Source organism: Mesorhizobium ciceri WSM4083, from assembly GCF_000519305.1.
Taxonomy (GTDB): Bacteria; Pseudomonadota; Alphaproteobacteria; order Rhizobiales; family Rhizobiaceae; genus Mesorhizobium; species Mesorhizobium ciceri_B.
The window spans coordinates 496,741-509,963 of the sequence record NZ_JAFG01000003.1; the positions used below are offsets into that span (position 1 = coordinate 496,741).

Consider the following 13,223-nt stretch of genomic DNA (forward strand, 5'->3'; position numbering starts at 1 on the left):
GGGCAAGGGTCGCGGTCAGTTCCCGATGCCCAGCTTCTTGCAGCCTTCCGCGTAACGATCGACGCAGAGTTCGGCCGCGGTGTTGATCTTCTTGTCGATGATCTCGGCCTTCAGGTTTTCCTGCGTCACCACGGCTGGCGTGAACAGCTGCGAGGGCGTGTCGTACAGCGTCATCTCGGCCTTCGGCGTCTCGCCTGAAAGCAGCTTGATGGCGATGTTGGCGGCGGCCGCCGCCACGATCTCGCTCGGCTTGGAGATGGTGTTGTACTGGTCGCCGGCGATGATCAGCTGCAAGGCGGCGATCGTCGCGTCATTGCCGGTCACCGGCGGCACTGGATCGACGCCGGCCGCCTTGAAGGCTGCGATGGCGCCGCCACCGGTGCCGTCATTGGCGGCGACCACGCCGAGGATTTTTGGTCCAAAGCGGGTGATCTGGCCGCCGGCCCATTGCTGTGCCTTCGGCGGCGCCCATTCCGGCGTGTCGTATTCGGCCAGGATCTTGTAGCCGCTATTGTCGAGGCCGGCATGGATGCCCTTCTTGATCAGGCCGGCCGCCGCGTCGGTCGGCGAGCCGTTGATCTGCAGCACACCGCCGCTGGCCGGATCGACCTTCAGCGCCTTCAGATGCTCGACCAGCGAGTCGGCGATGGCCTTGCCGATGCCTTCATTGTTGAACGACACATAGAAATCGGCCGGCGCTGTCGGGATCGGCCGGTCATAGGCGATGACCTTGATGCCCTGGCTCTGCGCCAGCTTGACCAGCGAGGCGGCGGCGGTCGAGTCGACCGGATCGAGCACGATCGCCTTGGCGCCCTGCGAGATCACCGAGTTGAACTGCTGCTGCTGGCGCGAGGCGTCGGCATCGGCGTTCTGGTAGAGCACCTTGCAGCCCGGGCACAGCTTCTTCATCTCGGCGGCGAAGCCGGGATAATCATGCTGCTCGTAGCGGGTCGAGGCCTGGTCGGGCATCAGGAAGGCGACGGTCGCGTCGGTGACTTCGGTGGCCCTGGCGATAGCGGCGGTGCCGGCCAGCAGCGACAGCGCAAGGGCTGCCACGCCGGCGGACTTGCCAGCGGACTTCAATGAAGATGAAAGTTTGGTCATTCGGTCTTCTCCGTTTCTGGATATGGTTGTAAGAAGGTCGTTGACTGCTTTGGTCTGAAGACACCCATCCGCCCTCGCCCAAACTGCATTGGGAACCGGGACCCGGCGCCGGCCTTTTGAGCCGCGCCGACAACCTCCGCCGACGGAGGAAATTTGAGACAAGCACTCTCCATCGCGAACCGCTCCACGGCTCACGTCGTCATGCAAAAGAAAAAATCCTCCCTTGGTTCCTCCCTGGCTCCTCCGTTAAGCGGCTTTTCCCGCGTTGATGTTGTCGGCCAGCAGGCGCCTGAAGCGCGAGGGCGGCATGCCCTTCTCCGCCAGGAACTGCCGGTTGAAATTGGACAGGTTGTTGAAGCCGACCTCGTAGCAGATGTCGGTGATCGAGGCCTGCTCGTCGCTCATCAGGATCTGGCAGGCGAGATTGATGCGCAGCCGTTTGACATACTGCACCAGCGACATGCCGGTGTGGCGGCGAAACGAGCGCGAGAAGGCGCCGGTCGACTGACCGGCGATGGCGGCGAGATCCGCCTCGTCGAACAACTGCGTCAGGTTCTCCCTAATATAGGCGAGTGCCTTGTTCATGCCGGCGGTCATGTAGCCGGAGGGGTCAGGCCGGTAGCTGGCGCTGGCCAAAAGCTGGAATTCCTGGGCGCGGCTGAGCAGGCCGGCGATCATCATGAACAGCTCGATGCGGCGCACGCCTTGCGCCTGCATCATCTCTTCCATCAATGGTGCCAGCGCCTTGCTGGTGCGGCTGGAAAACAGCACGCCGCGACGTGACGCCTCGAGCAGAGCCGTAAGCCCCGCCAACTCCGGCAGCACATGCATGGCATCACCGATAAAACTCTCGGAAAACTGGATGATGCGGCCGCGCAGCGGGATCGAGCTGTCCTTGGGTATATCGCTGACCCAATTGTGCGGCAGGTTTGGGCCCGTCAGCACCAGATTGCCCGGCTCGAACTCGCCGATGAAGTCGCCGACGAAATAGCGGCCATTGGTGAAGATCACCTGATGCAGTTCATATTCGGGATGGAAGTGCCAGCGCACCGTATGGAAGGGGTAGCCATGCGACCACGCCTTGAAGGACTCCCCGCGTCGTATCTGGACTACTTCCAGGTCCGGTTCCATGTCCGTTTCCTCCCGGGCCGGCACGGATGTTTGCCGCGTTCGGCCCAATTCCCTAAACCGGCCGAATTGGTTTCGGCTCTGCATTTCAAGAGCCACGGTACCGGCTCATGACAACAGGCGCCACCACGATTCAAGGCAATGGATGATACTTTTTTAACCGTGAGGAGGCGCTCAGAGGCGTTATTCGGGCAGAACAGGTCAGTCTTGCTGACGCGTTCGCTCAACTAACCCAGGACAATACCGCCGCCCGGAAAGGAATTCCGACGTCTCCGGTGGTCGCCTGGCCTACGCTTCACGACATCCCCGGTGATTGGCGGATCAGGCAAGCACGATCTTCATGGCGGATCCGATCTATGGGCCCACATGACGCCGCCAGCACTTTCGAACAAGATTACCAATTTCCATATTTGTAAAACGATCGGGCCGCGCTAGCCTGAACTCATGCGGGGAGGACGGATGGAGCTTCAACTCAACGGCAAGGTGGCGCTGGTCACCGGCTCCACGCAAGGCATTGGCCGCGCCATCGCAGAGACGCTGGCGCGCTGCGGCGCCGGCGGCCTGCTCGTCACCGGGCGCGAGAAGACGCGCGGCGATGCCGTGGCGGAAGAGCTTTCGCGGCTCGGCACGCCGACGGTTTTCGTCGCCGCCGACCTCGCCGACCCGGCCGCCCCTGCCCTTTTGGCGCAAGCCTGCATCGAGCGCTTCGGCCGCATCGATGCGCTGGTCAACGCCGCAGGGCTGACCGACCGCGCCTCGTTCCTCGATGCCGATCTCGACGGCTGGGCCTCGCTGTTCGCCGTCAACGCGCGGGCGCCGTTCTTCCTCATGCAGGCGGCCATCGCCGACATGAAGAAGCGCGGTCAGGGCGGCGCCATCGTCAACATCCTGTCGATCAACGCCCATTGCGGCTCGCCGGAGCTCGCCGTCTATTCCGCCAGCAAGGGCGCGCTGGCCACGCTGACCAAGAACGCCGCCAACGCCCATCGCTTCGATCGCATCCGCGTCAACGGCATCAATGTCGGCTGGACCGACACGCCGGCCGAACGCGTCATGCAGGCCGACACGCTGGGCAATGGGCCGGGCTGGCTCGATGCCGCCAACGCCTCGCAACCCTTCGGCCGCCTGTTCTCGACAGGCGATATCGCCAACCTCGCCGTCTTCCTGCTTTCGGATGCTGCCGGGCCGATAACCGGCACGCTCGTCGACCAGGAACAGTGGGTGATCGGGGCGAACCGGTGAGCGCCAGCGAAACGCAAGCGCCCTGCATGGCGCATTTCGGCGTCGGCGCTTTCACCGTTGCCATCAGAAGTTGATCGCGAATGACGGTAAGCTGAAAAAGCCTATCGCCGCATTCGCTCAAAGCACCCGCGCCGCCTCACAGCGCCAGGCTCCCCTGCTCCACCTCCACGGCATTCGGATCTCCCGGTGCGGTGGCCCAGGCCAATTCAACCAGCGTCACGGTGCGCCGGCCTGTCCCGTCCAGCTGGCAGACGATGAGGCCCTGCTCCTCGATATAGGTCAAGAGGCGCCGGGCGCGGCGCAGCGAGTGCGAGCCGTAGGCGCGGGCGATCGCGGCGTCGCTCGGGCACGGCCAGCCCTCCTTCGCCGCGCGGGCGATCATCATGAACACGCCCTGCATGTCGTCGGGCAGCAGCGACGCGCGGACGGAAACGTCCCGCCATGCGTCATCACTTTCGGCCACGTCGGAGCCGAGGCCGGCCCGGGCGCGCGTCAGCATGCGGCGGAACTCCGGCAGGTCGGGCACGACCGACGCGAGGCCTTCTATGCGGCAGCGGACCACGAATTCCTGATAGAGCACCCCGATCACGCGAAAACCCGCATCGGGCTGCGCCAGGATGGCGCGCAGCACACGATCGACGCGCTCGCGGCGCTCGGCCAGATCCTCGGCGCTGACTTGCGGCTCCGCAGGTTCGGGGCGGATTTCCAAGGCCGCCGACTTCGCCGCCATCAGCTGGTCAAGCAGGTCCGGCGACGCCGGGCGGCGCGGCGTACGCACCGTCTCGGGCGGCGGCGCCGCCAGTATGATCGCGCGTGCATCCTCGAGTGCTGCTTCCGGCATCGCCATCAGCCGCGGCGTGCCGTTGCGCGGGCTCGTGTCGGTTGGGCCGATGCGCAGCCCCAGCGGACGGCGCGACAGGGCCGGACCGAGCGCCATGAACTGCCCGCGTTCCAGATCGCGGAACGCTTCCGCCTGGCGTCGCTCCATGCCCAGAAGATCGGCGGCGCGCGCCATGTCGATATCGAGGAAGGTGCGGCCCATGAGAAAATTGGACGCCTCGGCTGCCACGTTCTTGGCGAGCTTGGCCAGCCGCTGGGTGGCGATGATGCCGGCCAGCCCGCGCTTGCGGCCACGGCACATCAAATTGGTCATGGCGCCGAGCGAAAGCTTGCGCGCCTCGTCGGACACCTCGCCGGCCACCGCCGGCGCGAACAGCTGCGCCTCGTCCACTACCACCAGCATCGGATACCAGTGGTCACGGGCGACCTCGAACAGCCCGCCGAGGAAGGCGGCGGCACGCCGCATCTGGTTCTCGGCGTCGAGCCCTTCGAGATTGAGCACGGTGGAGACGCGATGCATGCGCGCCCGCTCGCCGGCCGCCTGCAGGCCGCGCTCGGTATGCTGCTCGGCATCGATCACCAGATGGCCGTAACGGTCGCCCAGCGAGACGAAGTCGCCCTCGGGATCGATGATGGTCTGCTGCACCCAGGGTGCGCTCTGTTCCAGCAGGCGCCGCAGCAGATGCGACTTGCCGGAGCCCGAATTGCCCTGCACCAAAAGCCGGGTCGCGAGCAGTTCCTCGAGATCCAGCTTCGCCGGGGCGCCTGCGGTCGTCTGTCCCATCTCGATCGCAACGGTCATCTCGACTCAGGCGCTCCTTTCGCAGACGGGCTTATCAATCGAAGCATAGCCAGTCGAGCGCCGATGGCCGATCGTGGCGTGTTGCACACAGCTGTCCTGACGCGGTCTGTCGGGTGAGCCCTGTGGATAGTAACCGCCTGTTCACCATGAGCCGGTGTTCCGATTGCAGACGCCCGGCAGGCGCCTAGCCTGACCTTGCATCGCGTCCCCAACGTGATGCGTCCCAACCCCGCCCCTGGCGACCGACGTCTTCAAGTTCCCCTCTCCAGTATATGTCGGTCGCCAACTTCGCCTGATCCCACCTGTTCTGACATCGTACGGACCCGCTCCCTGGCACAAACTTTGGGTTGACCCCTTCGGACCACAAGGCGACACTCCACCCAACGCTACGAGTGCGAGGAGGAATGCGATGGACGAGCCCGAACGGTGGCGCCACATGTCGACGGCGCCGAAGGACGGCAGCCGCATCCTGGTCACTGTGCGTCCGTCCGAACAGGGACCGGCGGAAGTCGACCTAGCCTATTGGTCGCGTGCCGACCAGTTCGCCTCGGAAGGCTGGCGCGCGTCGGACTCTTCACCGGGGCGCGTCATCGAATACGCCGATCCGGAACTGAAATGCTGGATGCCGCTGCCGACCGCCAACCTCAGCCGCGCGTCGATGCCGGCACCGTGGGAAGGCGAAGACGCCCAGCAGCTGGATGGGTCCGGGATTTAAGCGCACGGAGAGGCCGGAGATTGGCCAATCTCCCCTTCGTTGGGGGAGATTGGCAGCTTCGCCGCCAGCTCGTTAACTTGCCCCTCAGAACAGGAACGCGGCAGTGGCGGGGTTGGGTCCGTTGCGGCCTTCGGGCGAATCCATGCCGCGGATCGTCTGCAGGTCCTGCGCATCCAGTTCGAAATCGAAGACATCGAAATTGGCGGCGATGCGATCCCTGCGGATCGACTTTGGAATGACAATCAGTCCCTCCTGGAGATGCCAGCGGATGATCGCCTGGGCGACGGACTTGCCATGTTTCTTGGCGATGCCTGCAATGGTCGGATCGCCGAGCAGCCGGCCGCTGCCCAACGGGCTCCAGCTTTCGATACGGATGCCGTGCTTGGCATGAAAATCCCTGACACCGCGCTGCTGGAACTGGGGATGCAGCTCGATCTGGTTGACGACGGGCGTCACGCCGGTTTCCGCGATGATCCGCTCCAGATGGTCCTGGTTGAAGTTCGAAACGCCGATCGACTTGATGCGGCCGGCCTGCCGGAGTTCGACCAGCGTCTTCCAGGCCTCGACATATTTGTCCTGGCTGGGCACAGGCCAGTGGATCAGGAACAGGTCGATCTGTTCGACGCCGAGTTTCTCCATCGTCTCGTCGAAGGCGCGCAAAGCCGCATCGCGCTGGTGCGCGCCGTTGCGCAGTTTCGAGGTGATGAACAGCTCAGCCCGCGGCACGCCGGCGCTGCGGATCGCCTCTCCGACCCCTTCCTCGTTCTGATAGCCTTCGGCGGTGTCGATCAGGCGATAGCCGGCCTCGATGCCCCAACCCACCACGTCGGCTGTGATGCCCTGGTCGACCTGCCACACACCGAGGCCGAGTTGGGGAATGGCGGAGCCGTCGTTCAATGCAATCTGTTCGGGCATGGTTGGCTGTTCAGGCATGGGGGGATCCTTTGCAAAGCTGGCCGGGCGTCTGCCCGGTGCACAGCCTATCTAGGTCCGACAGGGTGCGACGACCAGCCGACAGCGGACAAATTGCCGTGTGAAGTGCGCCTGCAAGTGTGACTTCGGCGTCAGCCGCATTCTCACCGCGGCCGGCGCACCGCCCGCACCACCCCGGCGGATGTGCTGCCGCAATAGAGGCGGTCGCCGCCATCGGATTCCAGTCCCGACACGCCCATACCGGCCGGCATGTCGAGCTTCTCCAGAACCTTGCCTGATTGCAGGTCGACGCGGCGCAGATCGCTCTGGTCGCCCTCCCAGGTGGCGTGCCACAGCTCGCCCTCGACCCACGTCACACCGGTGACGAAGCGGTTGGATTCGATGGTGCGCAGGATCGCCCCGGTTTCCGGGTCGATCTGGTGGATCTTGCGCTCGCGGTACTGTCCCACCCAGAGCGTCCCTTCGGCCCAGGTCAGCCCGGAATCGCCGCCGCCGCCGGGCGCCGGAATGGTCGCCAGCACCTGGCCGGTATCAGGGTCGATCTTCTGTATCAGGTCGTTGGCAAGCTGGAAGAAATGCTGGCCGTCCCAGGCGGTACCGGCATGCGCCGCGACATCGATCGAGCGCAGCGCCTGCCCGTTTTCCGGATTGAAAGCGTTCAGCTTCTCGCCCGAGGCGAACCAGACATTGCTGCCGTCAAAGCTCACCCCATGCACCCTCTCCACATCGGCAAAGGGTCCGTATTCGCGCAGGATTTCGGCTGCTGACTGTTTCATGTCCTTGTCCTCATTGAGATGATCCGACGTCACTTCCTAACCGTTCGGCAGCGGGGCCGGGAGTAACAAGGTGGTCGTGAATCCAACCACTGGAGGCGTCATCCAGCGGCGCGCCCGGCCGTGACCGAAAAACTGCACCTTGCCGGCCTCGCCAAGCTGTTCCAGCGCCCGCTGTACGCTGCGCTGCCCGGTGCCGAGCGCCAGCGCCAACGCCGAACTCGCCCAGGATTCACCATCGGCGAGGAAGGCCAGCACCGCCGCGTGCCGCTCCTCGATCGGCCGCGCCAGCACCAGCACCTCGCGTGCCTGGCGCGGCGCCAGCGCGAAGCCCTGGCTGGTCGCGCCGATGTCGGCCAGCCCGCGCAATTCGGCGCGCAACCGGCCGACCTCGACCCGCAGCCGCGCCCGGTGCGATTCATCGGCGTGCCTGCCGCCGAAGGCTTCAGCGATGAGCCTCGCCCTGGACACATCGCCTGGCCACGCTTCGGCGAGCGTACGGGCCAGCGCAAACAGCACCGGGCGCGTTGCCAGGGAGACCGTTTTCTCCTGTTGGCGCACGACATAGCGAAAGCTATCGACCAGCAATGCCGGCGACGCCTGCAACGCCTCGACGTCCTCAAGCAGCAACGGGCGCTGCTCGCCAGCCGCGATCAGCCGCGCCGCCGGCGTGTCCAGCGCCAGGAATGCGCGGTCGACTTCAGCGATGAGCCCCGCAATGCCGGCCTGGCGGGCGGCGTGGCGTGCCCACTCCAACGCCCTGCGCGCCGGCTTCGTCTTGAGGCGCCGCATCGCGATGCCGGCGACGGCGAGCTCATGCGCGGCGCGCGAGGCTGGCGGAAGCGGCATCGGATCGAGCCCGGCCAGCACGTCTTCGGCCTCGTCGAGACGGCCGATCAATAGCAGGCGGCGCACCTTGAGGTGGCCGGCATGCGCTGCGTTCAGCCGGTCGCCATGCTTTTCCAGCGTCGCCCGCGCCGCATCCAAAGCCTTGGCCGGCCAGCCGAGATCCCGTGAGACCAGCGCTATCTCGGCCTCGGCAACGATGCATCTGGCGCGCGCCGCCGCCTCTTTCGGGCCGAAGCCACGCGCGGCACGCCGCAGTAGCGCCTTGGCGCGATCGAGATCACCGAGCTGCGCCATGGCAATGCCGCGCAGCGCCAGCGCCGGCGGGTCCTCGCGCAGGGCGACGCGATCCAGCGCGCCGAGCGGATCGCCTCCGGCCAGCGCCAGCGCGGCCGCGGTGATCAGCGAGTCCATTCAAATCCCGTCACACTTGTAACTCCCACCTCGACGCTGCCCGCCCTAACTTAAATCCGTACCGTCAACCGGCAAGCCGCATCGGCCAACTCTATCGGCAACGCGCGGCACGCCAAGGGAGAACCGACAATGCCAACCGACACTCCTCTCCACCCGGCCGAAGGCACCGTGAGGATGCGCCACCCCTGCTGCGGCGGGCCGGTTCCTGCAAATCCCGTCACACTTGTAACTCCCACCCCTGCGCTTCACCGCCCTATTCTGGCTGACAGCAAGCGACAACAGACTGGCAAAGGAGACGACCAATGACCAAGCACATCGCAATGAAGACCCCGCCGATCGTTTCGAGGCAGGACTGGGAAGCCGCCCGCGAACAAATGCTGGCGAAGGAAAAGGCAACGCTGCGCGCCAAGGACGCATTGGCCGCCGAGCGCCGGCGCATGCCGTGGATGGAAGTCGACAAGGCCTATCTGTTCGAGGGGCCGAACGGCAAAGCGAGCCTGCTCGATCTGTTCGAAGGCCGCCGCCAGCTGATCGTCTATCGCGCCTTCTTCGAGCCCGGCGTGCATGGCTGGCCCGAACACGCCTGCCGCGGCTGTTCGCTGGGCGCCGACCAGGTCGGCCACCTCGCCCATCTCAACGCCCGCAACACCACGCTTGCCTACGCTTCACGTGCCCCGCAGGCCGATATTGCGCGGCTGAAGCAGAAGATGGGCTGGGAGATGCCCTGGTACACAATCACTGACAGTTTCGACAAGGACTTCGGCGTCGACGAATGGCACGGCCACAACGTCTTCATCCGTGACGGCGACCGCATCTTCCGCACCTACTTGATCAACAGCCGCGGCGACGAGGCGATGGGCACCGTCTGGAGCTATCTCGACGCGACCCCGCTCGGCCGCCAGGAAATCTGGGAGGATTCGCCCGAAGGCTATCCGCAGACCCCACTCTACTCCTGGTGGAACTGGCACGACAATTACGACGCCGGGGCCGACAAGAAATGGGAAGAAGTGTCTGCTGCCGGCGAGGCTGCATTCCGCGACAAGGGCGAGCAGTAACGGTTGCCCAGTCTGGGTTCCTCTCCCCACTCCGTGGAGAGAGGAACCTGTCGTGGCGGGCATGATCATCAAGGATCAAGGCGATGAGCGACATCCACACAGGTGCCGGCAGCACGATCCCGGAAGCCGCCACCCTCGGGCTGGCCGACTGGCTTTGCCTTGCCGCGGCACCGACCTTTGCCGTGATGGCGCTGCTCACCTGCATCTTCAGCGGCGATGCGGCCATACAGTGCATGGGCACCGACGCCTCGCCCCTCACGGGCATGGCCGCGATGTATCTGCTGATGAGCGCATTCCATCTGGCGCCCTGGCTGCGGGTGATTTCCGGCAGGCAGGTCCGCTAGGCGCAGCGCGCCGTTCCAATTCCAGACACCCCACACATCGGAGAAGACAATGAGACTGGTCAGGCTGAGGGCGCCGGGCGGCTTGGGCAATCTCGGCCTGGTCGAGGAAGATCCGCCCCAGCCAGGGCCGGGCGAGGTGCTGGTCAGGATCCGGGCCTGCGCGTTGAACATGCGCGACGATTTCGCCGTGCAAGGCAAGATGCCGCTCGCTGACGGCCGCGTTCCGCTCTCCGACGGCGCTGGTGAGGTGATCGCCGTCGGCGACGGTGTCGATGCACTCAAGCCCGGAGACAGCGTCGTCAGCGTCTTCTACCCCTGGTGGCTGGGCGGCGACATGACGCCCTGCACCCGGCGCGATATTCCGGGAGAAAGTTTCGACGGCTTCGCCAGCGAGTATGTCTGCATGCCGGCGCACGCTTTCACCAGGGCACCGGCAGGCTATACGCATGTCGAGGCGGCGTCGCTCACCTGCACCGGCGTTACCGCCTGGCGCGGCCTGGTTGTGTGCGGCAAGGTGAAGCCGGGCGACGCGGTGCTGGTCCTCGGTTCGGGCAGTGTATCGCTGTTCGCGCTGCAATTCGCCAAAGCCGCCGGCGCCCGGGTCATCGCCACCTCATCCGACGAGCAGAAGCTGGAAAGGCTCACGCGCCTCGGAGCCGACGCCGTCATCAACTACAGGTCCGTCCCGGACTGGGGTCGCAAGGCCAGGGACCTGACGGGCGGGCGCGGCGTCGATCACGTGATCGAGGTCGGCGGACCCGCCACGCTGGCGCAGTCCATTGCGGCCTGCCGCACGGGCGGTCACATCGCCCTGGTCGGTGTGCTGACCGGCTTTGCGGCGGAAGTCTCTATCCCCGCCCTGTTTTCCAACCAGATCCGCATCAGCGGCATTTCCATCGGCAGCCGGGCCGACCAGGAGGATATGATCCGCGCGATAGAGGCTATCAGGCTGAAGCCCGTCATTGACCGCCACTTTCCGCTGCAGGACATCGCCACCGCCTTCGCGCATTACGAAACCCAAAAGCATTTCGGCAAGGTCTGCCTCGACGTTTGAGCGGCCTCCGCCAGCAGCACGATGAAGGGGACCGTCGGGCCCGCGCCTTCGTCGTGATCCTGCCTAGGTCGCGATGTCGTTGACCGGCATCAGGGGCTTGGGAAGATCGGCCTCGCCGAGCCCGCTGCGCAACTCGATCTCGATGTCGCGGCAAATCTGCGAGATCGGGACGTCGTTGGCGTTGCCCTCGAACGGGTTGGCGCTGCTTTCGCCGACCTGGTCGAGGGACATGTAGGCCCAGCCGAGCAGCGTGCTGAACGGGATCGTCAGCCAGATTGCGATCGACCCGAGCGCGCCGCCCAGTTTGCCCATATCGGCAAAGACGGGAACGACCCCGAACGGCAACAGCGTGCAGAAGATCATCACGAACATCGAACTGACGATGGCGTATTGCCGGGGATAGGGATTGTTCTTGATGCGATCGCAGCGCGCCTGCTGGTCATGGAAGTCGCGGATCAGCTTGGTCAGCTCGCCATAGATCTGCGAAGGGATTTTTGCATCCTTGAACAGCGCATTGACCTGGACAGATTGCAGTTCGAGCAGGGCTATCGCCGGCTGGGGCGATTTCAGGACGTCCTCGGCCTGTTCGGCGAGCAGCGGATGCAGCTCATCAGCGATCGAGCTCGCATCCTCATGGATACGGTAGCGCCGCCGGTATTCGATATTGGCGGCCCGCGCCATGGATTCCCATGGCATCGGCCGGCGCAGGGAAAACCGCAATGCCGTCATCCAGGCGATATGGCGATAGATGAGCTGTCTGGCCGTCGGCGCGTCGAGGAAATCCCTGCAGAAATTGGACCACAACCGGCTGCTGGCCGTAATTTGCGTAAAAGCCTGCAGCGCGTCGCTGCTGCGGGTGAACACCTGCGAATTCTTGAACCCGGCAACGAGTGACACGGTGGTGCCAAGCACCAGCACCACCGACCATGGCACCGAAAACCCGGCGATGCCTGGAAGACGGTAGGCGGCCACGGCCAGTCCGCTCACCACCACCATGTAGATGACGCTGCGCCGCGACCACAGCGCGAAATCCACTATTTTGTAGGAACGGCCTACATACATCGGGTCCCCTCAAATCGGCAGGTGTGGTTTTGCACGGGCGGAATCTCGTCGCCTCATTGTGCCTTTGCAGCCCCGAACCGCAACCCGTCCATCAACAGCTTGACCAGCCGGCGCGAGCGGTCGCGCCATTCGGGGGTGTCGGGCGCTGAATAGATGCCGCCCAAGGCGTGCAGCACGTCGGAAGCGTCGACGTCGCCGCGGATGGTGCCGTCGGCCACCGCCGCCTCGACCAGCTGCCGCAAGGCTTGCGACACCCGGCCGAACGTGTCGGAAAACAGCGTCGAATTGGTGGTGAGCACAATGCGCAGGCTGGTCGCCAGGCCGCGCTTGGTGGCGATATAGTCGACGAAGCGCTGCATCCACTGTTCCAACGCGACATCGGACGGATGTTTTTGGGCAAGCTTGCCGGCGGCCGCGCACAGCGCCTCCACCTCACGACGATAGACCACCTCGACCAGATGCTCGCGCGTGGGGAAATGCCGGTAGAGCGTGCCGATGCCGACGCCGGCGCGGCGCGCGATCTCCTCCAGCGAGCCATCGATGCCGCGCTCGGCAAAGACGGACACCGCCACCTCGACCAGCCGGTCGCGGTTGCGCCGCGCATCGGCGCGCAGCGGCTTTGCGTCTACGGCCTCGGCCTTCTGTTCAGCAATGGCGGACGGCTCGCTGGCCAATTTTTTCTCCACATCGTGTCAGGGGGCTTGAACCCGGCCGGGTCAGCCACCACGTAATAAACGGAGGCGCCTCCGTTTTAGTGGAGCACCTTTATCATATAATCAGGGGAACCGGTATGTCACGTCTTTCGAACACGCAAGCCGACATCTCCCCTGCCCGCCTGTCTCGCGGGAGATCCGCTGCCATCTCCGCTTTCGCCGTCAAGACCTGACCGAACAGTTACCTTGCCCTTCTGC

13 protein-coding genes are annotated in these 13,223 nt (G+C 65.0%); 5 read left to right on the top strand and 8 right to left on the bottom strand.

Annotated features, from left to right (window positions below):
* Nucleotides 1-15: 15 nt before the first annotated feature.
* Nucleotides 16-1,104, bottom strand: a complete 1,089-nt coding sequence (locus tag MESCI2_RS0102465) for an ABC transporter substrate-binding protein (RefSeq protein WP_032900292.1) — start codon at nt 1,102-1,104, stop codon at nt 16-18.
* A gap of 246 nt (nt 1,105-1,350) precedes the next feature.
* Nucleotides 1,351-2,235, bottom strand: coding sequence for an AraC family transcriptional regulator (locus MESCI2_RS0102470; RefSeq protein WP_027035163.1), 885 nt, complete (start codon nt 2,233-2,235; stop codon nt 1,351-1,353).
* A gap of 456 nt (nt 2,236-2,691) precedes the next feature.
* Between MESCI2_RS0102470 and MESCI2_RS0102475 the strand changes: the two genes are divergently transcribed.
* The gene (locus tag MESCI2_RS0102475; RefSeq protein WP_027035164.1) at nt 2,692-3,474 is read left to right on the top strand and encodes an SDR family oxidoreductase; all 783 of its coding nucleotides are present in this window, start codon (nt 2,692-2,694) and stop codon (nt 3,472-3,474) included.
* 136 nt (nt 3,475-3,610) lie between these two features.
* On the opposite strand, the gene MESCI2_RS0102480 is transcribed toward MESCI2_RS0102475, so the two are convergent.
* The gene (locus MESCI2_RS0102480) at nt 3,611-5,116 is read right to left on the bottom strand and encodes an ATP-binding protein (protein WP_027035165.1); all 1,506 of its coding nucleotides are present in this window, start codon (nt 5,114-5,116) and stop codon (nt 3,611-3,613) included.
* A gap of 409 nt (nt 5,117-5,525) precedes the next feature.
* Here MESCI2_RS0102480 and MESCI2_RS0102485 point away from each other — a divergent pair, with 409 nt between their 5' ends.
* Nucleotides 5,526-5,831 carry a hypothetical protein gene (locus tag MESCI2_RS0102485; protein ID WP_013530714.1) on the top strand — a complete coding sequence of 102 codons (306 nt, stop codon included), beginning with the start codon at nt 5,526-5,528 and terminating at the stop codon, nt 5,829-5,831.
* 84 nt (nt 5,832-5,915) lie between these two features.
* Here MESCI2_RS0102485 and MESCI2_RS0102490 read toward each other — a convergent pair whose 3' ends face one another.
* The 3 genes from MESCI2_RS0102490 to MESCI2_RS0102500 all read right to left on the bottom strand — a co-directional run bounded on the left by MESCI2_RS0102490 (nt 5,916) and on the right by MESCI2_RS0102500 (nt 8,797).
* Complete coding sequence (locus MESCI2_RS0102490) at nt 5,916-6,764, bottom strand: aldo/keto reductase (protein ID WP_027035166.1); 849 nt, start codon at nt 6,762-6,764, stop codon at nt 5,916-5,918.
* Nucleotides 6,765-6,907: 143 nt separating this feature from the next.
* The gene (locus MESCI2_RS0102495) at nt 6,908-7,540 is read right to left on the bottom strand and encodes a Vgb family protein (protein ID WP_027035167.1); all 633 of its coding nucleotides are present in this window, start codon (nt 7,538-7,540) and stop codon (nt 6,908-6,910) included.
* A 36-nt stretch (nt 7,541-7,576) separates the two neighbouring features.
* On the bottom strand, nt 7,577-8,797 hold the full coding sequence (locus MESCI2_RS0102500) for a hypothetical protein (RefSeq protein WP_027035168.1): 1,221 nt from the start codon (nt 8,795-8,797) through the stop codon (nt 7,577-7,579).
* A 302-nt stretch (nt 8,798-9,099) separates the two neighbouring features.
* On the opposite strand from MESCI2_RS0102500, the gene MESCI2_RS0102505 reads away from it, so the two are divergent.
* From MESCI2_RS0102505 to MESCI2_RS0102515, 3 genes are all read left to right on the top strand, one after another.
* Nucleotides 9,100-9,852: a DUF899 domain-containing protein gene (locus MESCI2_RS0102505; RefSeq protein WP_027035169.1), complete on the top strand. Its 753-nt coding sequence runs from the start codon at nt 9,100-9,102 to the stop codon at nt 9,850-9,852.
* An 83-nt stretch (nt 9,853-9,935) separates the two neighbouring features.
* The gene (locus MESCI2_RS0102510; protein WP_027035170.1) at nt 9,936-10,196 is read left to right on the top strand and encodes a hypothetical protein; all 261 of its coding nucleotides are present in this window, start codon (nt 9,936-9,938) and stop codon (nt 10,194-10,196) included.
* Between the two features lie 49 nt (nt 10,197-10,245).
* Nucleotides 10,246-11,250 (top strand): zinc-dependent alcohol dehydrogenase family protein, encoded by a 1,005-nt coding sequence (locus MESCI2_RS0102515; RefSeq protein WP_027035171.1) that lies wholly within the window; start codon nt 10,246-10,248, stop codon nt 11,248-11,250.
* A gap of 63 nt (nt 11,251-11,313) precedes the next feature.
* On the opposite strand, the gene MESCI2_RS0102520 is transcribed toward MESCI2_RS0102515, so the two are convergent.
* Nucleotides 11,314-12,312 carry a bestrophin family protein gene (locus tag MESCI2_RS0102520; protein ID WP_027035172.1) on the bottom strand — a complete coding sequence of 333 codons (999 nt, stop codon included), beginning with the start codon at nt 12,310-12,312 and terminating at the stop codon, nt 11,314-11,316.
* A 53-nt stretch (nt 12,313-12,365) separates the two neighbouring features.
* Nucleotides 12,366-12,986, bottom strand: a complete 621-nt coding sequence (locus MESCI2_RS0102525) for a TetR/AcrR family transcriptional regulator (protein ID WP_027035173.1) — start codon at nt 12,984-12,986, stop codon at nt 12,366-12,368.
* Nucleotides 12,987-13,223: the final 237 nt, after the last annotated feature.

Excerpts from the sequence above, each read along its gene's own strand:
- MESCI2_RS0102465 (WP_032900292.1), bottom strand. The coding sequence starts at position 1,104 with ATGACCAAACTTTCATCTTCATTGAAGTCCGCTGGCAAGTCCGCCGGC.
- MESCI2_RS0102470 (WP_027035163.1), bottom strand. The coding sequence starts at position 2,235 with ATGGAACCGGACCTGGAAGTAGTCCAGATACGACGCGGGGAGTCCTTC.
- MESCI2_RS0102475 (WP_027035164.1), top strand. The coding sequence starts at position 2,692 with ATGGAGCTTCAACTCAACGGCAAGGTGGCGCTGGTCACCGGCTCCACG.
- MESCI2_RS0102480 (WP_027035165.1), bottom strand. The coding sequence starts at position 5,116 with ATGACCGTTGCGATCGAGATGGGACAGACGACCGCAGGCGCCCCGGCG.
- MESCI2_RS0102485 (WP_013530714.1), top strand. The coding sequence starts at position 5,526 with ATGGACGAGCCCGAACGGTGGCGCCACATGTCGACGGCGCCGAAGGAC.
- MESCI2_RS0102490 (WP_027035166.1), bottom strand. The coding sequence starts at position 6,764 with ATGCCTGAACAGCCAACCATGCCCGAACAGATTGCATTGAACGACGGC.
- MESCI2_RS0102495 (WP_027035167.1), bottom strand. The coding sequence starts at position 7,540 with ATGAAACAGTCAGCAGCCGAAATCCTGCGCGAATACGGACCCTTTGCC.
- MESCI2_RS0102500 (WP_027035168.1), bottom strand. The coding sequence starts at position 8,797 with ATGGACTCGCTGATCACCGCGGCCGCGCTGGCGCTGGCCGGAGGCGAT.
- MESCI2_RS0102505 (WP_027035169.1), top strand. The coding sequence starts at position 9,100 with ATGACCAAGCACATCGCAATGAAGACCCCGCCGATCGTTTCGAGGCAG.
- MESCI2_RS0102510 (WP_027035170.1), top strand. The coding sequence starts at position 9,936 with ATGAGCGACATCCACACAGGTGCCGGCAGCACGATCCCGGAAGCCGCC.
- MESCI2_RS0102515 (WP_027035171.1), top strand. The coding sequence starts at position 10,246 with ATGAGACTGGTCAGGCTGAGGGCGCCGGGCGGCTTGGGCAATCTCGGC.
- MESCI2_RS0102520 (WP_027035172.1), bottom strand. The coding sequence starts at position 12,312 with ATGTATGTAGGCCGTTCCTACAAAATAGTGGATTTCGCGCTGTGGTCG.